The organism is Bradyrhizobium ottawaense, assembly GCF_002278135.3.
In the GTDB taxonomy this organism is placed as follows: Bacteria; Pseudomonadota; Alphaproteobacteria; order Rhizobiales; family Xanthobacteraceae; genus Bradyrhizobium; species Bradyrhizobium ottawaense.
The window spans coordinates 2188359-2209850 of the sequence record NZ_CP029425.2 but is presented as its reverse complement, the minus strand read 5'-3'; the positions used below and the strand labels follow the sequence as shown (position 1 = coordinate 2209850).

Annotated in this window: 17 protein-coding genes; 11 read left to right on the top strand and 6 right to left on the bottom strand. The window is 64.3% G+C overall.

The window, feature by feature from the left end; all coding sequences use genetic code 11:
* Positions 1–183: 183 nt before the first annotated feature.
* The 4 genes from CIT37_RS10515 to CIT37_RS10500 are packed head-to-tail and all read left to right on the top strand — an operon-like array spanning position 184 to position 1638.
* Positions 184–507, top strand: a complete 324-nt coding sequence (locus tag CIT37_RS10515) for an ArsR/SmtB family transcription factor (RefSeq protein ID WP_028145658.1) — start codon at positions 184–186, stop codon at positions 505–507.
* Positions 504–935, top strand: coding sequence for an SRPBCC family protein (locus tag CIT37_RS10510; RefSeq protein WP_028145659.1), 432 nt, complete (start codon positions 504–506; stop codon positions 933–935). Before CIT37_RS10515 ends, CIT37_RS10510 begins: the two co-directional genes overlap by 4 nt.
* Before the next feature lie 59 nt (positions 936–994).
* Entirely contained in the window at positions 995–1189 is a 195-nt protein-coding gene (locus CIT37_RS10505; RefSeq protein WP_085967818.1) for a hypothetical protein, read from the top strand.
* 14 nt (positions 1190–1203) lie between these two features.
* Positions 1204–1638: a DUF1801 domain-containing protein gene (locus CIT37_RS10500; protein WP_095426002.1), complete on the top strand. Its 435-nt coding sequence runs from the start codon at positions 1204–1206 to the stop codon at positions 1636–1638.
* 250 nt (positions 1639–1888) lie between these two features.
* On the opposite strand, the gene CIT37_RS10495 is transcribed toward CIT37_RS10500, so the two are convergent.
* The 4 genes from CIT37_RS10495 to CIT37_RS10480 form a co-directional block, all read right to left on the bottom strand.
* On the bottom strand, positions 1889–3427 hold the full coding sequence (locus CIT37_RS10495) for a SpoVR family protein (protein WP_028145662.1): 1539 nt from the start codon (positions 3425–3427) through the stop codon (positions 1889–1891).
* Positions 3424–4701: a YeaH/YhbH family protein gene (locus tag CIT37_RS10490; protein ID WP_028145663.1), complete on the bottom strand. Its 1278-nt coding sequence runs from the start codon at positions 4699–4701 to the stop codon at positions 3424–3426. The genes CIT37_RS10495 and CIT37_RS10490 overlap by 4 nt, the downstream gene beginning before the upstream one ends.
* A gap of 19 nt (positions 4702–4720) precedes the next feature.
* Entirely contained in the window at positions 4721–6664 is a 1944-nt protein-coding gene (locus CIT37_RS10485; RefSeq protein WP_028145664.1) for a PrkA family serine protein kinase, read from the bottom strand.
* A 297-nt stretch (positions 6665–6961) separates the two neighbouring features.
* Positions 6962–7627 (bottom strand): STM3941 family protein, encoded by a 666-nt coding sequence (locus CIT37_RS10480; protein ID WP_028145665.1) that lies wholly within the window; start codon positions 7625–7627, stop codon positions 6962–6964.
* Between the two features lie 304 nt (positions 7628–7931).
* On the opposite strand from CIT37_RS10480, the gene CIT37_RS10475 reads away from it, so the two are divergent.
* From CIT37_RS10475 to CIT37_RS10450, 6 genes are read left to right on the top strand one after another with little or no spacing between them, the layout of a single operon-like run.
* On the top strand, positions 7932–10781 hold the full coding sequence (locus CIT37_RS10475; RefSeq protein WP_038950965.1) for a bifunctional transaldolase/phosoglucose isomerase: 2850 nt from the start codon (positions 7932–7934) through the stop codon (positions 10779–10781).
* A gap of 13 nt (positions 10782–10794) precedes the next feature.
* On the top strand, positions 10795–11793 hold the full coding sequence (gnd, locus tag CIT37_RS10470; RefSeq protein WP_028145667.1) for a phosphogluconate dehydrogenase (NAD(+)-dependent, decarboxylating): 999 nt from the start codon (positions 10795–10797) through the stop codon (positions 11791–11793).
* 37 nt (positions 11794–11830) lie between these two features.
* Complete coding sequence (zwf, locus tag CIT37_RS10465; RefSeq protein ID WP_028145668.1) at positions 11831–13342, top strand: glucose-6-phosphate dehydrogenase; 1512 nt, start codon at positions 11831–11833, stop codon at positions 13340–13342.
* Entirely contained in the window at positions 13342–14091 is a 750-nt protein-coding gene (pgl, locus tag CIT37_RS10460) for a 6-phosphogluconolactonase (protein ID WP_161966367.1), read from the top strand. The genes zwf and pgl overlap by 1 nt, the downstream gene beginning before the upstream one ends.
* Positions 14078–14608 carry a gluconokinase gene (locus CIT37_RS10455; protein ID WP_038970791.1) on the top strand — a complete coding sequence of 177 codons (531 nt, stop codon included), beginning with the start codon at positions 14078–14080 and terminating at the stop codon, positions 14606–14608. The genes pgl and CIT37_RS10455 overlap by 14 nt, the downstream gene beginning before the upstream one ends.
* A gap of 25 nt (positions 14609–14633) precedes the next feature.
* A complete protein-coding gene (locus CIT37_RS10450) occupies positions 14634–15446 on the top strand; it encodes an HAD family hydrolase (RefSeq protein WP_095426000.1) in 813 nt (270 codons plus the stop codon).
* Between the two features lie 84 nt (positions 15447–15530).
* Here CIT37_RS10450 and CIT37_RS10445 read toward each other — a convergent pair whose 3' ends face one another.
* Positions 15531–17333: a glycoside hydrolase family 15 protein gene (locus CIT37_RS10445; RefSeq protein ID WP_095425999.1), complete on the bottom strand. Its 1803-nt coding sequence runs from the start codon at positions 17331–17333 to the stop codon at positions 15531–15533.
* A 45-nt stretch (positions 17334–17378) separates the two neighbouring features.
* Complete coding sequence (malQ, locus tag CIT37_RS10440; protein ID WP_095425998.1) at positions 17379–19340, bottom strand: 4-alpha-glucanotransferase; 1962 nt, start codon at positions 19338–19340, stop codon at positions 17379–17381.
* 204 nt (positions 19341–19544) lie between these two features.
* Here malQ and CIT37_RS10435 point away from each other — a divergent pair, with 204 nt between their 5' ends.
* Positions 19545–21491 (top strand): maltotransferase domain-containing protein, encoded by a 1947-nt coding sequence (locus CIT37_RS10435; RefSeq protein WP_095425997.1) that lies wholly within the window; start codon positions 19545–19547, stop codon positions 21489–21491.
* Position 21492 lies beyond the last annotated feature (1 nt).

Genomic DNA, 21492 nt, shown 5'->3' with positions numbered 1-21492 from the left:
AAGAACCCCCAGAGGAGAGAACCCTCACCCGACGCTTCGCGTCGACCTCTCCCGCAAGCGAGAGAGGTAAGTCGCGCCCGCGGATGCCTTCCGCTGCAAAGCTCCCGCCGCCGCCATCAAGCTTGACTTACCCATAACTCCACGGTTATGAGTTAACCCATAACTTCCCGGTTATGGATTTCCATGTCCCTCGCCCCCGACCTCCTGTTCCGGACGCTCGCCGACCCCACAAGGCGAGCGATCTTCGAGCGGCTGTGCCGCGAGGGGGAGCAGACGGTCGGGGCCCTGACCGTGAGATCCGGCGTTTCCCAGCCGGCAGTCTCAAAACATCTCGGCGCGTTGAAGCTGGCCGGCCTGGTGCGCGACCGCCATGAGGGACGGCAGACCCATTACAGCGCGCAGCCCGGCGCACTCGATCCGCTGCTCGACTGGACCAGCCAGATGACCGGATTCTGGCAGAGGCGGCTCGACGCACTCGACGATCTCCTGAAGAGGATGGACCAATGACCGAAGCCTCAAGCGAAACGCGCTCCGTCGTGATCGAGCGCGAATTCGCCTTCCCGGCCGAGCGGCTCTGGCGCGCGCTGACGCAGCCGCATCTGATCGAGGAATGGCTGATGAAGAACGACTTCAAGCCGTCAGTCGGTCATCGCTTCAATCTTCGCGGCGAATGGGGCGGCGTGCTGGACTGCGAGGTGCTCACCATCGAGCCGCAGAAGACGCTCGCCTACACCTGGAATTTCTCGCATGAGGACGCCGCGTTCGACCTCAAGAGCGTCGTCACCTTCACGCTGACTCCGACCGGCGCGGGCACGCACTTACGCGTCGAGCAGGCGGGCTTCAGCCCGACGCAGAAGCAGGCTTACGGCGGCGCGCATGCCGGCTGGAAGCAGTTCCTTGCCAAGCTGGACGAGGTGCTGGCGCGGGGAGAATAGCTCCGGCCGGCCATATCCATTCCAATCATCTCTAGAAGGAGACCCCAGTGAGCACAGACATGCGGATTCGTCAGATCCATCGCTGGCTGTCGATGGCTTTCACGCTTGCCGTCATCGCCAACATCGTCGCCATGACCATGCAGCTCCAGGCCGTCTGGATCGGCTTCCTCGCGCTGGTCCCGCTGATCCCGCTGCTGGCGACCGGGCTCTATCTGTTCGCGCTGCCCTATCTCGGCCGCCGCGGCAACGCGTGACACGAGGCGAGACGATGAAGAAGGCAGTAGCGGCGAAGAAGACCAGCACGAAAGACGCGACTGGGCCGTCGCCCTCCAAGCTGATCGACGGCAGGATCAAGGAGCTCGGCGACTGGCGCGGCGAAATGCTGACGCGGGTCCGCGGCCTGATCAAGCAGGCGGATCCCGAGGTCGTCGAGGAATGGAAATGGCGCGGCGTTCCCGTCTGGGAGCACGACGGCATCATCTGCACCGGCGAGACCTACAAGGAAGTGGTGAAGATGACCTTTGCCAAGGGCGCCGCGCTGGACGACCCGGCCGGCCTGTTCAATTCCAGCCTCGAGGGCAATGTCCGGCGCGCGATCGACATTCGCGAGGGCGAGAAGATCAACGAAAAGGCGTTGAAGGCGCTGATCCGCGCGGCGGTGGAGTTGAATATGAGCAAGGTGAAGAAGCCGGCGAAGCGCTAAGGGGTAGCGAGTTCAAAGCGAGTTCGGAGCCTCTCTCCGTTCCCTCCCCCCTTGTGGGGGAGGGGCAGGGAGGGGGGTGCGACACGGGGATTCTTTCCGTCGCGCGATCACACTCGGTGCATCATCAACAACCAGCACCTTTTGCTAGGTACCCTCTCCCTAACCCTCCCCCACAAGGGGGGAGGGAACGCACCTCCGCCGGTGCGCTAGTTGAGGGTAACCCATCAGACGTCCGGCACAGTCAGCCGCCTCAAGCCACCGCCGCCGGGATCGGGCGCGGGCTGACGACGTATTCGCGCATGACCTTGTCGTTGGCATCGACCTCGATCAGCGCGACGTCGTAGGTCCAGAGATCGGCCAGGTGCTGCAGCACCCGCTTGGCATCGGTCTCGTTGAGCTGCGAGCCCTTGATGACGTGGTGGTGCAGGATCAGCCGGCGGTCGCCGGAGAGATCGACGTCGACGACCTCGATATTGGCGTCGATGAAGCCGACATCGTGCTGCCGCGCCAGCTCGCGGCGGACACGGCGGAAGCCGCGCTCGTCGTGGATGGCATCGACCCGGATGCCGGCACGCTCCTCGGGATCGTCGTGCAGATGGAACATGCGGAAGTGCCGCATCAGCTTCGGGCTCAGGAACTGGGCGATGAAGCTTTCATCGCGGTAGTTGGCCCAGACGTCGCGCAGCACGCCCATCACGTCGCCCTTGCCGGCGATGTCGGGGAACCATTCGCGGTCCTCGTCCTCCGGTTTGGTGACGATGCGCTCGATGTCCTGCATCACGGCAAAGCCGAGCGCATAGGGGTTGAATCCGGAGAAGCGCGGGTCGTCGAATTCGGGCTGGAACACCACGTTGGTGTGGGATCCCAGGAATTCCAGGAAATTGCCGTCGGTGATGCGGCCCTGCTCGTGCAGCTTGGTCATGATGCGATAGTGGACGTAGGTGGCCGTCCCCTCGTTCATCACCTTGGTCTGGCTCTGCGGATAGAAATATTGCGCGATGTGGCGGACGATGCGCAGCAGCTCGCGTTGCCACGGCGCCAGCCGCGGCGCACTCTTCTCCAGGAAGTAGAGCAGGTTTTCCTGCGGCAGGCCGAGCAGCTTGCGGCGGCGCTCGATGCTGAGCGCTGACCGGCTCTTGGCCGCGCCCTTGGGGACGGTGCGCCAGAGGTCGTTGAAGACCTCCTCCTCGTGCTGGCGGCGCCGCCCTGCCCGCTTCTCCTCGGCGCGCAAGTCCAGCTTCTTCTTGCCGGGATAGCGGTCGATGCCGTGCGACATCAGCGCATGCGCGGCATCGAGCGTGCGCTCGACCTCGACGCGGCCGTAGCGCTCCTCGCATTGCATGACATACGTCTTGGCGAAGTCGAGATAATCCAGGATGCCGTCGGCGTCGGTCCACTGTTTGAACAGGTAGTTGTTCTTGAAGAAGTGGTTGTGGCCGAAAGCGGCGTGCGCGATCACGAGGGTCTGCATCGTCGCCGTGTTCTCCTCCATCAGATAGGAGATGCAGGGCGAGGAGTTGATCACGATCTCATAGGCGAGCCCCATCAGGCCCTTGCGATAGGATGCCTCATGGAAAGCGAATTGCTTGCCGAACGACCAGTGCTTGTAGAACAGCGGCATGCCGACGGAGGAGTAGGCATCCAGCATCTGCTCGGCGGTGATGACCTCGATCTGGTTCGGGTAGACGTCGAGCCCGAGATCTTTCGTCGCCACCATCTCGCAGGCATCGGTGATGCGCTGCAAGGTGTGGAAATCCCAATCCGCGCCTTCGAACAATCGTTCCGTCATGGAGCGGCTTTCTCCTGGGCAGTTTCGCGGCGCTGGAACAGATCGTGGAACACCGGAAAGATCTCGCTGCGCTCGCTGACCTTGCGCATCGAGAGCGGTGCGCCGCCGTTGCGCAGGCGCTCGTAAAGGGTCCAGAGCGAGGAGTCGGAGAGATCGAAGGCGCTGCCGCCGGATTCCCCGACCTCGAGATAGGCGAAGAACTGACAGACCGGCAGGATCTTGTCGGTCAGCAGGAGCCCTGTGAGCTCGCCGTCGGAATAGGAATTGTCGCCGTCGGAGGCCTGCGCGGCGTAGATGTTCCAGTCCGACGGGTTGAAGCGCTCGCGCACGATCTCGTGCATCGCCTGCAGCGCGCTCGAGACCAGCGTGCCGCCCGAGGCCGGGCCATAGAAGAAGGTCTGCTCGTCCACCTCCTCGGCGCGGTCGGTGTGGCGGATGAAGACGATCTCGACGTGCTTGTAGCGGCGCTTCAGGAACACGTAGAGCAGCATGTAGAAGCGCTTGGCGAGATCCTTCATGTGCTCGGACATCGAGCCCGACACGTCCATCAGGCAGAACATCACCGCCTGCGCCACCGGCTTCGGCACCGTCTCGAAGCGGCGGTAGCGGATGTCGAGCGGATCGATGAAGGGAATCCGCTTGGACTTCGCCTTCAGCTTTTCGAGCTGGGCGAGAAGCTCCACGCGCTCGTCCTCGTCCGTACACGCGGCGAGCGCGGCTTCCAGTTCCTCGATCTCCTCCTTGCGGGGACGCTTGAGCGCGATGCGGCGGGCGAGCGCCAGCTTCACCGTCCGGCTCACCGAGATGTTGGCGGGCGAGCCCGACGTGGTGTAGCCGGCGCGCTGGATGCCCTCGCTCTCGGTCTGCGCGATCTTGCGCTTGGCGAGATCCGGCAGTTCGAGATCGTCGAGGAAGAGATCGACGAACTCGTCGCGGGAGAGCACGAAGCGGAAGGCGTCCTCGCTGTCGCCTTCGCCCGGGCCGGAATTCTTGGCGCTGCCCTGGCCGGAGCGCTGCAGATAGTCGCCCTCGATGAACTTCTTGTTCCCGGGCAGCACCATGTCGCGCGTTCCGCCTTCGCGGCGGAAGCGCGGCTCGTGCATGCCGTCGAGCGGGATCGTGACCTCACCACCCTCCAGGACGTCCTTGATGTCGCGTTCCTGCGAGGTCTTCTTGACGGCGCCCTGCACCAGGGATTTGGCCCGACGCAAGAACCGCTGGCGGTTCTCAAGACTCTTGCCGCCTGGATTCAGGCGCCTGTCAATAATGTGAATGGGCACTTTACCATCCGCCTCAACCGGCCTGCTTCACACGCATGTACCATTCGACGAGCCGGCGAACCTGACGCTCGGTGTAGCCACGCTCCACCATGCGTGCGACGAACTCGCCGTGCTTCTTCTCCGTCTCGCCGTCCTTCTTCGATCCGAAAGAGATGACCGGAAGCAGGTCCTCGACTTGCGAGAATATCCTCTTTTCGATCACGTCGCGAATCTTCTCGTAGGAGGTCCAGGTCGGATTTTTGCCACCGTGCTGGGCTCGCGACCGTAACGAGAATTTGACGACCTCGTTGCGGAAGTCCTTGGGGTTGGCGATGCCCGCCGGCTTCTCGATTTTGGTCAGCTCCTGGTTCAAAAGCTCGCGATCGAGCAGCTGGCCGGTGTCGGGATCCTTGAAGTCCTGGTCCTCGATCCAGGCGTCGGCATAGTCGACGTAGCGGTCGAACAGATTCTGGCCGTAATCCGAGTAGGATTCCAGGTAGGCCTTCTGGATCTCGTTGCCGATGAACTCGGCGTAGCGCGGCGCCAGATCCGCCTTGATGAATTCGAGATAACGCTTCTCGACCTCCTCCGGCAGCTGCTCGCGGCGGATCGACTGCTCCAGCGCGTACATCAGATGCACGGCGTCGGCGGCGACCTCCTGCGGATCGTGGTTGAAGGTCGCGGCCAGGATCTTGAAGGCAAAGCGGGTGGAGACGCCGTCCATGCCCTCGTCGACGCCGGCGGCGTCGCGGTATTCCTGGACGCTGCGCGCCTTCGGATCGGATTCCTTCAGGCTCTCGCCGTCATAGACCCGCATCTTGCCGAACAGGGTGGAGTTCTCGTGCTTGCGAAGGCGCGACATCACCGAGAACCGCGCCAGCGTCTCCAGCGTCGAAGGCGCGCAAGGCGCCGACGCGAGCTCGGAGCCCTGGATCAGCTTCTCGTAGATCTTCTGCTCCTCGGTGACGCGCAGGCAGTACGGCACCTTGATGACGCAGATGCGGTCGATGAAGGCCTCGTTGTTCTTGTTGGCCTTGAAGCTCGACCACTCGGCCTCGTTGGAATGCGCGAGGATGACGCCGGTGAACGGGATCGCGCCGATGTTTTCGGTGCCGATATAGTTGCCTTCCTGCGTCGCGGTCAGCAGCGGGTGCAGCATCTTGATCGGCGCCTTGAACATCTCGACGAACTCGAGCACGCCCTGGTTGGCGCGATTGAGGCCGCCGGAATAGCTGTAGGCGTCGGGGTCGTTCTGCGCGTAGGTCTCGAGCTTGCGGATATCGACCTTGCCGACCAGCGAGGAGATGTCCTGGTTGTTCTCGTCACCGGGCTCGGTCTTGGAGATCGCAATCTGGCGCAGCCGCGACGGCTGGATTTTTGCGACACGAAACTGGGAGATATCGCCGCCGAAGGCTTCCAGCCTCTTGTAGCACCACGGGCTCATCAGGCCGGTGAGACGACGGCGCGGAATGCCGTATTTCTCTTCCAGCATCGGGCCGAGCTGATCGGGATCGAACAGGCTGAGGGGGCTCTCGAACACGGGCGAGAGTTCATCGCCGGCCTTGAGCACGTAGATCGGATGCACTTCCATCAGCGACTTCAGGCGCTCGGCGAGCGAGGATTTGCCGCCGCCGACCGGGCCGAGCAGATAGAGGATCTGCTTGCGCTCTTCGAGACCTTGCGCCGCATGGCGGAAGAAACCGACGATGCGCTCGATGGTTTCTTCCATGCCGTAGAAGCCGGCGAAGGCCGGATAGGTACGGATCGTACGGTTCAAAAAAATACGGCCAAGGCGGGTATCCTTGGCCGTGTCAATCGTCTGGGGGTCACCGATCGCCGCTAGCAGTCGCTCGGCCGCGTTCGCGTATTTCATGGGATCGCTTCGACACGATTCCAGATATTCCGCCATCGACATGTCGTGTTGGCTTCTCGCCTCGAACGACTTAGCGAAAGCGTTGAATAGAGAATCGTTGTACATGATCCCTCTCCGCGTGAGTTCCGCTACAAGCTGAAACGAAAGCAGTTGCCGGACCGTTCCTCAGGCCGTTTCGAATCAGCGTGAGCACATGACGATCATTGGACACCCGGGTGCAGACACGACGCAACGCACAACGTAGGCACTCGTTGAGTTACGAACAGGCACCTGCCCGTATTTTGTGCGAATCTCTGTCTATATTGGCTCATTTCCACAAAATGTCACTCGGTCGCAACATCCGGGCGTTACCGGGGATGAGACCATCCGGCGTTGCAGCATAGCGATCGGCGAGCGGCGATCTTATGACGCTTGTACGGCGAAGCCTTGAGCGCCGCCTTGGTTACCACCTTGGGTGCCGCGTTCATCTTCCTGCTGCAATGCGGCGCGCGGAGTGCTGGCAGCGTGACAGTCGCGGCAAGCGCGCAGCAATGTATCAAAATCGGTCGCCAGGCCGTCCGACAGGATGACGATGCGATCGTTTCGCGCGCAACGGGCCAGATCGCGGATGCCGCAGAGCTGCTGCTGCAAAGCCGGCGTCGGCGTCAGCACGATCATCTTGTGGCCGCGGCTTTCCTCAGCCGAAATCTCTGCAATCGAATCCCACGGCAGAAATTCATTGCCGATGCGCAGATCGCGGATGCCGTAGGGGGTGACGACCACGACCGCCCCCCGTTCGGCGGGCAGCATCCAGATCAGCCGGCAGGTCACCAGGCCGAACAGCACGACGCCGGCATAGCCGAGCGTCGTGTCGTAGTCGCCCAAACCGTCCCACAAGTCGAAAGCGAGGCTCGCGCTGAGCAGGGTCATCGCAAACCCCGCTGCAACCAGCAGCCGCAACTGCGTCGCGCATCGCCTGATTTCGAGATCGCGGGATGCGTCGATGGTCATGGCAGATTGCTGGCTGTCGGCGACAGCAAACGCCAGACCTTCAGGATGGGCGTGCATGCTCTTCCCCAGCATGGCCATTCGCGGCCGAACCACGATGCACCAGACGGACCGGAATCCGCTGATGGCACTCCACGCAGCCACTGGCTGACGACGAAGCGGCCGGCGTTACGCAAGGAGACCCGGCCGAACCTTCGGCCAACGACTTTTTACGCAACAACCGCTACTGCCGCCCGGATCGCCATGATCGCGACGGAGTTACACTGGAGGGTATGACGCCTGTACCCTTGATTGGTTCCCTCCCGGGAGCATGTAAGCTAGAGGATAGCGCGTCAGGACCGGCGCGGAAACCCCTCGCCCGCAGGCTTGGAGATAAATAAGCATCATGAATCCCGTCAAAGAACTGGAAAAGCACGGACAAGCCGTCTGGCTGGACTTCCTGGCCCGCGGCTTCATCGCCAAGGGCGACCTGAAGCGGCTGATCGAGACCGACGGCGTCAAGGGCGTCACCTCCAACCCCTCGATCTTCGAGAAGGCGATCGGCAGCTCGGACGAATATGACGCCCCGATCGGCAAAGCGCTGAAGCGCGGCGACCGGACCGTGGCCGACCTGTTCGAGGCCGTCGCGATCGAAGACATCCAGAACGCGGCCGACGTGCTGCGCCCGGTCTATGACCGCCTCAAGGGCGGTGACGGCTATGTCAGCCTGGAGGTCTCGCCCTATCTCGCCATGGACACATCAGGCACGGTCACTGAGGCGCGCCGGCTCTGGAAGGACGTTGGCCGCAAGAACCTGATGGTGAAGGTGCCGGCGACGCCGGAGGGCCTGCCGGCGATCGAGCAGCTGATCGGCGACGGCATCAGCATCAACATCACGCTGCTGTTCTCCAAGGCGGTCTACCTCCAGGTGGCCGAAGCCTACATCGCCGGCCTCGAAAAATACGTCGCAGGCGGCGGCGATCCCTCGCATGTCGCGAGCGTGGCCAGCTTCTTCGTCAGCCGTATCGACTCCGTGGTCGACAAGCAGCTCGACGACAAGATCGCCCGCGCCAACGATCCGTCCGAGAAGGAGCGGCTCGCCGCGCTCAAGGGCAAGGTCGCGATCGCCAACGCCAAGGTCGCCTACCGGGACTACAAGCGCCTGTTCTCGGGTCCCCGCTGGGACAAGCTCGCCGCCAAGGGCGCCAAACCGCAGCGGATGCTGTGGGCCTCCACCGGCACCAAGAACAAGGATTACAGCGACGTCCTCTATGTCGAAGAATTGATCGGCCCCGACACCATCAACACCGTGCCGCCGGCAACGCTGGATGCGTTCCGCGACCATGGCAAGCCGCGCGACAGCCTGGAAGAGAACGTCGAGGACGCCTACCGAGTGCTGGAAGAGCTGGAGCGCTCCGGCGTCTCGCTCGACGCCATCACCGAAGAGCTCGTCAAGGACGGCGTCAAGCTGTTCGCGGACGCCGCCGACAAGCTCTACGGCGCCGTCGCCCACAAGCGCGCCACGGTGCTTGGGCCCGCGCTCGACCGCCAGTCTCTCTCGCTCGGCGACGGGCTCGGCAAGGCGATGGCCAAGAGCACGGAGGAATGGCGTGCATCGGCCAAGATCCGCAGGCTGTGGCAGCGCGACAAGTCGGTCTGGACCGGCACGGACGAGGACAAATGGCTCGGCTGGCTCGACAGCGCCGCCAAGGCCGACGTCGCCGATTACGAGGACTATGCCGGCCGCGTGAAGGGGCAAAAGTTCTCCGACGCCGTCGTGCTCGGCATGGGCGGATCGAGCCTCGGGCCGGAGGTGCTGGCCGAGACTTTCGGGAAAAAGCCCGGCTTCCCAAAATTGCACGTGCTGGATTCCACCGATCCGGCGCAGGTGCGGGCGATGGAGGCCCGGATCGACATCGCCAACACCGTGTTCATCGTCTCCAGCAAGTCGGGCGGCACCACCGAGCCGAACGCGATGAAGGACTATTTCCATGAGCGCGTTGCGCAAGCGCTCGGCCCGAAGGCGAAGACGGGCTTCCGCTTCATCGCGGTGACCGATCCCGGCTCATCGCTGGAGAAGGCCGCCAAGAAGCTGAACTACGCCCGCATCTTCCATGGCGAGCCCTCGATCGGCGGACGCTATTCCGTGCTGTCGCCGTTCGGCCTCGTGCCGGCGGCGACCGCCGGCATCGACGTCAAGACCTTCGTCAAGCACGCGCTCGCCATGGCGCGCTCCTGCGGACCGGACGTGCCGCCGAGCGAAAACCCGGGCGTGCAGCTTGGCCTTGCCATCGGCCTCGCCGGCCTCGAAGGCCGCGACAAGGTGACGATCCTGTCGTCGAAGAAGATCGCCGATTTCGGAGCTTGGGCCGAGCAGCTCATCGCGGAATCGACCGGCAAGGAGGGCAAGGGCCTGATCCCGATCGAGGGCGAGCCGCTGGGCGACCCTTCCGTCTACGGCAACGACCGGTTCTTCATCGACATCCGCGTCGAAGGCGAAGCGGACGCCGCCCACGACTCCAAGCTTGCCGCGATCGAGGCGGCCGGCCATCCCGTGGTGCGCATCGTGATGAAGTCGATCGACCATCTCGGCCAGGAGTTCTTCCGCTTCGAGATGGCGACCGCTGTGGCGGGCTCGGTCCTCGGCATCAACCCGTTCGACCAGCCGGACGTGGAAGCCGCCAAGATCAAGACCCGCGAGCTTACCGCGTCGTTCGAGAAGACCGGCGCGTTGCCGGAAGAGCAGCCGGTGGTCAGCACCGATGAGGCCGATCTCTACACCGACGAGGCCAACGCCACCGCGCTGCGCGCCGCCGGCGCCAACGGCGACCTCACCTCGTGGCTGAAGGCGCATCTGTCGCGCTCCGGCGACGGCGATTACGTCGCCCTGCTCGGCTATGTCGCGCGGGACAAGCTGACCATCGACGCGCTCCAGGCCATGCGGCTCGAAGTCCGTGAGAAGCGGCAGGTCGCAACCTGTGCCGAGTTCGGACCGCGCTTCCTGCACTCCACGGGGCAGGCCTACAAGGGCGGACCCGACAGCGGCGTGTTCCTCCAGATCACCGCTGATGATGCCAAGGACCTGGCGGTACCCGGCCAGAAGGCGAGCTTCGGCGTGATCAAGGCGGCGCAGGCACGCGGCGATTTCGACGTGCTCACCGAACGCGGCCGGCGCGCGCTGCGCGTCCACCTCAAGGGCGGGCTCAAGAAGGGCCTCGCGGCACTCAATGCGGCGCTCAACGACGCGCTGAACTAAGGGAATATTGCAGATGCAACTCGGCATGATCGGCCTCGGCCGGATGGGCGGCAACATCGTTCGCCGCCTGATGCGCCAGGGACATTCGACCGTGGTCTATGACAAGGACGCCAAGGCCGTCGCGGGCCTTGCCGCGGACGGTGCGGTCGGCTCCTCGACGCTCGAAGACTTCATCTCGAAGCTCGAGCGGCCGCGCACGGCCTGGGTGATGCTGCCTGCGGGGCACATCACCCAGACCACGATCGAGACCATCGCGGGCGTGATGCAGGCGGGCGACGTCATCATCGATGGCGGCAACACCTTCTGGCAGGACGATGTCCGCCGCGGCAAGGCGCTGAAGGAACGCGGCATCCACTATGTCGACGTCGGCACGTCGGGCGGCGTCTGGGGCCTCGACCGCGGCTATTGCATGATGATCGGCGGCGAGAAGCAGGTGGTCGACCGGCTCGATCCGATCTTCGCCGCGCTGGCGCCCGGCGCCGGCGACATTCCACGCACGGAAGGACGCGAGGGCCGCGATCCCCGCATCGAGCAGGGCTACATCCATGCCGGCCCGGTCGGCGCCGGCCATTTCGTCAAGATGATCCACAACGGCATCGAATACGGCCTGATGCAGGCCTATGCCGAAGGTTTCGACATCCTCAAGAACGCCAATATCGAGGCTCTCCCGGCGGATCACCGCTACGATTTCGATCTCGCCGACATCGCCGAAGTGTGGCGGCGCGGCAGCGTAATCCCGTCCTGGCTGCTCGACCTCACCTCGACGGCCCTCGCCGACAGTCCGCAGCTGACGGAATATTCCGGCTTCGTGGAAGATTCCGGCGAAGGACGCTGGACCGTGAACGCGGCGATCGACGAGGCCGTGCCGGCCGAAGTTTTGACCGCGGCGCTCTACACACGTTTCCGTTCCCGCCAGGAACACACCTTCGCCGAAAAAATTCTCTCCGCGATGCGCGCAGGTTTTGGCGGCCACAAGGAGCCGAAGCAGCCGGGCGCCGCGAAGTCCAAATAAGAGCTCAGTAAGCGTACCAAGCGAAGGCCGACAATTCGTGACAAAAGACCCGCAAGTAAAGCGCAAGCCGGAAAATTGCGCCTTCGTCATCTTTGGCGTGACCGGCGACCTCACTCATCGGCTGGTGATGCCGTCGCTCTACAATCTGGCGGCCGAGCATCTGTTGCCGGAAAAGTTCTGCGTCGTCGGCGTGGCCCGCAGGGGGCAGTCGGATGACGAACTGCGCAACAGCCTGTTGAAGGGACTGCGCCAGTTCGCGACCCGTCCCGTGGACGACGACATCGCAAAGAAGCTGCTGGAATGCGTGACCTTCGTCGAGGCCGATCCGAAGGACCCGCCGTCGTTCGATCGCCTGCGCGAGCACCTGGATTCGCTGGAATGCGCGCAGGAAACCGGCGGCAACCGACTGTTCTATCTGGCGACGCCGCCCACTGCGTTCGCACCGACGGCGCGCGAGCTCGGCCGCACCGGCATGACGAAGGAGAACGGCGCCTGGCGGCGGCTGGTGATCGAAAAGCCGTTCGGGACCGACCTCGCCTCGGCCAAGGCGCTGAACGCCGAGTTGCTGAAGATCATGGACGAGCACCAGATCTACCGGATCGATCATTATCTCGGCAAGGAGACCGTGCAGAACATCCTGGTGCTGCGCTTTGCCAACGGCATGTTCGAGCCGATCTGGAATCGCAACCACATCGACCACATCCAGATCACGGTGGAGGAGAAGCTCGGCGTCGGCCACCGCGGCGGCTTCTACGATGCCACCGGGGCGCTGCGCGACATGGTGCCGAACCATCTGTTCCAGCTGATGTCGCTGGTGGCGATGGAGCCGCCGGCGCGCTTCGACGCCCATTCCGTGCGCTCCGAGAAGGCCGAGGTGCTCACGTCGATCCAGCAGCCGAGCCGGGAGGATGCGCTGAAGAACTCGGTCCGCGCGCAATATCTCGCAGGCCGCGTCGGCGATGACGAGATCCCGGACTACCGCAAGACCCAGGACGTCAAGCCCGGGAGCAGCACCGAAACCTTCGTTGCGCTGAAGCTTATGATCGACAATTGGCGCTGGGCCGGCGTGCCCTTCTATTTACGCACCGGCAAGGCGCTGGGCCACAAGCGCACCGAGGTCGCGATCAAGTTCAAGCAGGCGCCGCTGTCGATGTTCTCAGGCACGACAGTCGATCGCCTGTCGCAGAATTTTCTCACCATCGGCATCGCACCGACCGAGACCATCGAGCTGCAGTTCAACGCCAAGATCCCCGGACCGAGCGTCACCATCGACGGCGTCGAGATGAAATTCCGCTATGGCGATTATTTTCGGGCCGATCCCTCGACCGGCTACGAGACGCTGATCTACGACTGCATGATCGGCGACAACATCCTGTTCCAGCGCGCCGACGGCATCGAGGCCGGATGGCAGGCGGTGCAGCCGTTCCTGGACGCCTGGAAAAGCGCGGGCACCAACGGCATCGAGACCTACGAAGCCGGCAGCGACGGCCCGGCCTGCGCCGACGAGCTGCTGCGGCGCGACGGACGAAGCTGGCGGAAATTTTCGTGATGGCGGCGGCCGGACCGCCGGAGCTGATCGTCGCGGCCGACGCCGGGGCGCTGGCGCAGGCCGCGGCCGAACGGGTGATTGCGCGGATCACGGCCAACCCCTCCCGCATCGCGATCTGCCTCACCGGCGGCTCCAGCCCGAAGAAGCTCTATCAATTGCTCGGCAGCGACCCCTGGCGGGGCAAGATCCCGTGGGACCGCGTGCACTGGTTCATCGGCGACGAACGCTTCGTGCCCGACAGCGATCCGCTCAACAACATGGCGGTCGCGCGCGCGACCTTTCTCGACCGCAATGCGCCTTCCGGCCATATCCACCCGATCCCGACCACGGCCGACAATCCAGACCGAAGCGCTGAGGCCTATGCGCGCGAGCTGCAGGCCTTCTACGGTTCTGAAAGTCTCGATCCGGCGCGGCCGCTGTTCGACCTGGTGCTGATGGGCGCCGGCCCCGACGGCCACACCGCCTCGCTCTTCCCGGGCTTCCCCGAAATCGAGGAGACCGAACGCTGGGTCGTCGGGGTGCCCAAGGCCAATGTCGCGCCTTTCGTGCCGCGGGTCTCGCTCACTTTGCCCGCTTTGGCGTCCTGCCGCGAAATGCTGTTCGAGATTGCCGGGCATGACAAGCAGCCGATCTTGACGCGCATCGTCAATGGCGAGACTCTGCCGGCCTTACGCGCGCGCTCGAATGGTGAGACCGTCTGGCTGGTCGACAGGGCCGCGCTTCCGGAGGACATTCGTGGCGGGCGTTGAAGCACCTTGTGCATTGATCGTGATGGGCGTGTCGGGTTCGGGCAAGAGCACGGTTGCGGAAGCGCTCGGCGAGCGGCTCGGCTGGCGCTTCGAGGACGGTGACAGCTTTCATCCCGCCAGCAACGTCGAGAAGATGCGGGCCGGCCATCCCCTCACCGACGAGGACCGCTGGCCCTGGCTCAACGCCATCGCAGACGAGATCGCACGGGTGTGCGACGAGGGCGGGCATATCATCATCGCCTGCTCGGCGCTGAAGCACACCTATCGTGACGTGCTGCTGCGTGGACGCGACGACGTCCGCTTCGTGTTCCTGAAGGGCACCAAGGAGCTGATCGCCGAACGGCTCGCGCAGCGCAGGGGTCATTTCATGCCGCCTGGGCTACTGACGAGCCAGTTCGACACGCTGGAGCCGCCGGAGGCGGGCGAGCACGTCATCACCGTCTCGATCGACGAAACCGTCGAAGCGATCGTGGACGGGATCGTACGGCAGCTGAAGCTGGGCGGGGCGAAGCGCTGAGATTTGGAAACCTGAAGGTTCTGTCATGACGCAAATCTCCCTCGTGGTCTCCGACGTCGACGGCACGCTGCTGACCAAGGACAAGACGCTGACGGAACGCGCGAGGGGTGCGGTGCAGCGGCTGCACAAGGCCGGCATCGGCTTCACCATCACCTCCAGCCGTCCCGCCATCGGCATGCGAGTCCTGATCGAGCCGCTGGCGCTCTGGCTGCCGGTCGGCCCCTTCAACGGCTCCTCGATCGTCGATCCCGAGATGCGGCCGGTCGAACAGCACCTGATCCCGGCCAGTGCGGCCGAGCGGTCCTTGCAGATCCTCCGCGAATTCGGCGCCGACATCTGGCTGTTCACCACCGACAAGTGGCTGATCGACAACCCCAGCGGTAAATACGTCGCGCACGAGCAGCATACGATCCGCTCCGATCCCACCATCGTGACGGACTTTTCGCCTTACCTGTCGAGCGCCTGCAAGATCGTCGGCGCCAGCGCCGACGCCGCCGGCCTCGAGGCTTGCGAGAAGGCGATGCAGGAGGCGCTCGGCAGCGAGGCCACCGCGGTGCGCTCGCAGACCTATTATCTCGACATCACCCCGCCGGGCTTCAACAAGGGCACATTCGTGGAGGCGATGGCCAGGCGCCTGGGCATTGCGACCGGCGCCGTCGCCACCATCGGCGACATGCAGAACGACCTTGCGATGTTCGCCGTCAGCGGCATCTCGATCGCCATGGGCAACGCCACCGACTACGTCAAGGACCAAGCGACGCACGTCACTGCGAGCAACGAGCAGGATGGCTTTGCCGAGGCGATGGAGATGATCTTGAAGTGGAATGGGGTGGGCTGAGCTTGATGTGAAGAGCCTCGACAGGCTCCTCCACTGCGGTGCGTTCCCTCCCCTCTTGTGGGGGAGAGAACGGAGAGAGCGCTACTACTTCGACCGCTGCACCGCCGGCTTGTCGCACTGTTGCCTTGCCGCCGACAGATTGTGCGCGGTGTTGATCAGCGCGATGTGGGTCAGCGCCTGCGGGAAATTGCCGGTCTGGCGCCGGGCGACTGAATCGTATTCCTCGGCCAGCAGCCCGACGTCGTTCGCGATGCCGGCCACGCGATCGAGCAAGATCTGCGCCTTGTCGAGATCGCCGGCGAGCACATGGGCATCGGCGAGCCACAGGCTGCAGGCCAGGAACGCGCCTTCGAGCGGCGGCTGCCCTGCAGGCAGCTCGCGCGGATCGTGCCGCAGCACGAAGCCGTCGCGCACCAGACATGTCTCGACCGCGGCGATGGTGCCACGGATGCGCGGGTCCGACGGCGGCAAAAAGCCCACGGCCGGCAGCAGCAGCACGCTGGCATCGAGCAATTTCGAGCCGTAGGATTCGACGAAGGCATTTTCCTCCACGTCGAACCCCCGGTTGCAGACGTCGCGATGAATGGCCTCGCGCAACGTACGCCAGTGCAGCAGCGGCGCCTTGAAGCCGAAGGTCTCGGCGCTCTTGATGCCGCGGTCGAAGGCGACCCAGGTCATCACCTTGGAGAAGACGTAGTGCCTGGGCTGGCCGCGCCGCTCCCAGATGCCGTGATCGGGCCGGTCCCAGACTTCGGCCAGATGATTGAGCACGGCACATTCCAGCGCCCATGTCGTTTCGTCGTCCAGCTTGAGCTTGGCCATGCGCGACTGGTGGAAGGCGTCGATCAATTCGCCATAGACGTCGAGCTGGAGCTGCGCATGTGCGGCATTGCCGACGCGCACCGGCTTGGCGCCCTCATAGCCCTCGAGCCAGCCCGCCTCCCATTCCAAGAGCCTCCGCTGGCCCCAGATGCCGTACATGATCTGCATGTTCGCCGGCGAGCCGGCCGCCGCGCGCAGCAGCCAATTGTGCCAAGCCAGGGCTTCCTCGGTGTATCCCGAGTTCATCAGCGCCAGCAGCGTGAAGGTGGCATCGCGCAGCCAGCAGAAGCGATAGTCCCAGTTCCTGCTGCCCCCGAGCTTTTCCGGCAGCGAGGTGGTGGGTGCCGCGACGATGCCGCCGGTCGGCGCGAAGGTCAGCGCCTTCAGCGTGATCAGCGAGCGCATGACGAGGTCTTGATAGTCGCCGTCGCGGGTGCAATGGCCGCACCAATCCTGCCAAAACTTTTCGGTGTCCTGAAGCGCGATCTCCGGATCGATCGGCGCGGGCGGCTCCAGATGCGAGGGGCCGTAGGTCAGCACGAAGGGTACCGTCTCGCCGGCCTTCACCTCGAAATCGGCAACCGTGGTCAGATCCTCGCCGCGAATCTCGACAGGCGTGCGCAGCACGGTCATATCCTGGCTGGCGATGGCCATCAGCGAATGGTCGATCCGCCGCACCCAGGGGATATCGATGCCGAAGCCGAAGCGGATGACGAGCTCCATCCGCATCTTCACCGCGCCGCTGACGCCGCGGACCAGCCGCACGATGTCGGACGCCTTGCCGCGCGGCGGCATGAAATCGATCAGCGCGACGGTGCCGCTCTTCGTCTCGAAACGCGTTTCGAGGATGAGAGTGTTGCCGAGATAGCGGCGTGAGATGCTGGTGACGTCCTCGGCCGGCGTAACCAGCCAGCGGCCGTTCTTATCGCTGCCGAGGATGGCGGCAAAGCAGGCATCGGAATCGAAGGCGGGCCAGCACAGCCAGTCGATCGAGCCGTTGCGCCCGACCAGCGCCGCGGTCTCGCAATCACCGATCAGCGCATAGTCCTCGATCCTCTGAGACAATGTGGTGCGAGCCTTGAAAACAGCCCCTGGAAGCCCTTTACGCCGTCAACTCCCGCCATTCAACGAACGTTCCCGCGTCGCTGCTCGCAAGGCCGTGAGATCGACCTTCGCGGCGATCTTGTCGAGCGCAACAGGCAGGCGCTGGCGCCAGTTCGGATGTTCGTCGATCGTGCCGGGAATGTTGGGCTGGTCGATCACGCCGAGCAGATCCTCCATGGAGACCGCGAGCAGCCGCGACGGCGTGCGCGACAGGAAGGCGAGCACCGAATAGAGGTCGTTGGCACGAATGCCGTTCTGGCGCAGGATCTCGTCGAGCCTGCCGAGCGCATCCCAGCGCGCCTGGTCGTTCTCGCCGGGATCGAGCCCGAGCGAGCGCTTCATCTTCAGGTCGCCGAATGAGCGCCAGCCGGCATAGGTCGACAGGTCATGCGTGTTCAGCGTGACCAGCGCGTTGGGCCGGTAATGGTCGACATTGCGGAAATGGCCGGCATCGTCGCGCTCGAACATCATGACGAGATAGGACCAGATGCCGAAATCCTGCATGGTCTCGCGAAAACCTTCCGGCACGGTGCCGAGGTCCTCGCCGATCACGATGCATTTGTGGGCCGCGCTCTCGCGCGCCACGGCGCCAAGCAGCGCCTCGAACGGCATCTGCACATAGGCGCCGTTATCCGGCTTGAAGCCGCGGGGCACGAGATAAAGCCGCTTCAGGCCCAGCACGTGATCAAGCCTGATCGCGCCGGCATGGCGCATCGAGGCCGCCAGCATGTCGGCGAACGGCACGAAGGATTGCGCTTCCAGGCCGCCGGCGTTGAAGCCGGCAAGGCCCCAGTCCTGGCCGATGGTGTTGAGCACGTCGGGCGGCGCGCCGACGGCGAGATGACGGGAGATCGCCATCTGCTCGTTCCAGGCATCGAAGCCGTTGGACTGCACGCCGACGGCGACGTCGAGATAGAGCCCGACGCGCATGCCGAGCTGGCTGGCAAGCTCCTTGGCAGCATGCAGCTGGCTATCTGCGGTCCATTGCACGAATTCGACGAACTCGACCTCGCGCTTGTCAGCCCCATTGCGCAAGCTGGCGCATTTCGCCTCGTCCGGTTGCTGCCATTCAACCGGCCATTCCCACCATGGCGCGGTGAAACGATGGCGCAGCACCTCGAAGCAGGCGAAGCGGGACAATAGCGGCGCGCGGGCGGCGCGGAAGGCGTCGAACGCCTTGCGGCGCGCCGCGCTTGCCGTCGTCACGAAGCTGTCAAAGGCGGCGCGCAGGCCCAGCCATTTCAACGCCGCCATGTCGGCATAGGGGACGCGATCGCCTTGGCGCAGACGGGCCGCGGTCGCGGCCGCGTCGGGCACGAGGTCTGCGGAGAATTCGGGAATGGCTTCGACGTCGATATAGAGCGGATTGAGGAACAGCCGGCTATTCGGCGAGTAGGGACTGCAATCGGCCGGGTGGTCGTCGAACAGGACATGCAGCGGATTGAGTCCGACACCGTCAGCCCCCAGCTGCTTTGCGAGCCGGACGAGATCGGCGAGATCGGTGAAATCGCCGATGCCCCAATTGCGGTCCGAACGGACGCTGTAGAGCTGCACGGCAAGCAGCCAGCCGCGATCGAAATCGCCGCCGAAGGCGCGCTCGGGCGCCACGATCATCGGCACCTCTTCCGTCACACCTTCGGCATCGGTCAGTGTCAACCGGTGATAGCCGAGCGGCAGGCCGGCAGGCCAGGGGATCACGGGCTCGCGCGTCTCGCCCTCGGCGATCACCTCCCCCTTTGCGGCCAATTTCCACTTCAGCGGCGGCGCGCCGATCGTCGCCAATTCGGTGCGCGGATGCCCCAAGGCGCGGACCACGACCGGCCCGCTGACGAAGCGGTAAACCCGCTTCTCCGGCAGGGCATCGAGAATGGATTTGAGGGCCACGGGATCGGTGACCCGCAGCTTTCCGAGGGCGTCGATGAATTCGGATTGAACGCCCTTGATCCGGGCTTGAGCTAAAAGATCCATTCGGCACGCAGCTTGCAGGCCACCCTTTTGCCGGGGGCATCGATTTTAACGAGACGGTGGAAGACGTTAGTCAGCCCTAACTCGCAGACCGCGCCACCCGTTCCCGAGGGAACTAATGACACACAACCGGCTTTCTATATAGGTACCAAGCGTAGGTTCCCGACAAGGGAAACGGGCTCCTGCTTTCTTGTCAATGGCATCACCGTGAACAAGACAATTCAAACTGTCGAAAGTGCCGCAGCCGGCAGCGCTTTCCTGATCGAGGACGTCTATCCCGCAATCGACGCCGGCCGCTTCGCGGTGAAGCGGATCGCGGGTGAGCGCATGGAGGTGTGGGCCGATGTCTACCGCGATGGCGATGCCGTGGTCGGGGCCGCGCTGATCTGGCGCCGCGAGCAGGACCGCGACTGGAAGCGCGAGCCGATGGACCATCGGGGCAATGACCGCTGGTCCGGCGGATTCACACCCGTTGAGCCCGGCCAACATGTCTACGCGATCGAGGCCTGGACCGACGAGTTCGCCACCTGGTCGCACGGAGTCGCGCGCAAGCAGCGAATGGGTGCCGATGTCAGCCTCGATGCGATCGAGGGGGCCGGGCTCCTGACCAAGGCGCATGGCGCGCGACAGGACGCGGCGGCGGTCATCGTCAGACAGTGCGAGGATTATCTTCAGACCGGCGACGTCGCCTCGCTGCTTGCGGCCGAGCTCGGCAATGCCATGGCAGAGAGCCAGTCCCGGCCAGACCTGACCCGCTCGCAGCCTTTCCCGCTGACCGTCGACCGCGACAAGGCGCGCTTCGGCGCCTGGTATCAGATGATGCCGCGCAGCCAGAGCCAGGTCGCCGGCCAGCACGGCACGCTGCGCGACTGCATCGCCCGCGTGCCCGATATCGCCGCGATGGGTTTTGACGTGCTCTATTTGACGCCGATCCAGCCGATCGGCCGCAGCCGTCGCAAGGGCCGCAACAATGCGCCGGTGGCAACCGAGGGCGAGCCCGGCTCGCCCTACGCGATCGGAGCCGCCGAGGGCGGCCACGATGCGCTGCATCCCGATCTCGGCACCATCGAGGATTTCCGCGCGCTGGTTGCGACCTGCCTGGAATACGGTCTCGAGCTCGCGCTCGATTTCGCCGTGCAATGCTCGCCCGACCATCCCTGGCTGACGCTGCATCCGGAATGGTTCAAATGGCGGCCGGACCGCTCGGTGCGGACCGCGGATGGACCCTATTCGGACATCGTGATCCCCGATTTCGACTCCGTCGACAGGGCCGGGCTGTGGAACGGGTTTCGCGATGCCATGCTGTTCTGGATCGACCAAGGCGTCACCATCTTCGCCATCGACAACCACGACACCGCGCCGCTTGCATTCTGGGACTGGCTGATCCGCGACATCCGCCGCCGGCATCCCGAGGTGATCCTGTTCTCCAAGACGTTTGCCCGGCCGAAGCTGATGAAGGGCCTCGCCAAGCTCGGCTTTGCGCAGTCCTTCACCTATTTCCCCTGGCGCACGACAAAGTGGGAGCTGGAGCAATATCTCGGCGAGCTGACGCGCTATCCCGAGCGCGACTTCTATCGCCCGAACCTGTTCGTCAACACGCCCGACCTGCTGCCCTATCATCTCCAGGGCGGAGAGGCCTGGGCGTTCAAGTCGCGCGTTGCGCTGGCGGCGACATTGTCGGGCAGCTACGGCGTTTACAGCGGCTTCGAGCTGCTGGAACACGAGGCGATGCCCGGTCGCGAGGAATATCTGGATTCCGAGAAATACCAGATCCGGCAACGCGACTGGGACCGGCCCGGCAACATCAAGTCCTACATTGCCGGTCTCAACCGCATCCGCAACGACAATGCCGCGCTCCAGCAAACGGCAAATTTGCGGTTTCTCGGCATTGAGGACGGCGAGACGATCGCCTTCGTCAAGGAGGCGGCCGAGCCGGCCAACACCGTCCTCATCGTGATCGCGCTTTCGGGCCATTTGCGCGAGTGCTGGCTGCCGCTCGGCGACGTCACCGTTGACGCCGGCGGGCAGCGGCACCATGTGACGACACTCGAAAACCTTCTCACCGGCGAACAGTCCCGCATCGAATGGGGCGGGATCAGGTTGCGTATCGATCCCGACCGCGATCCGGCGCTCTTGTTCCGCTGCCTGGCGTAAG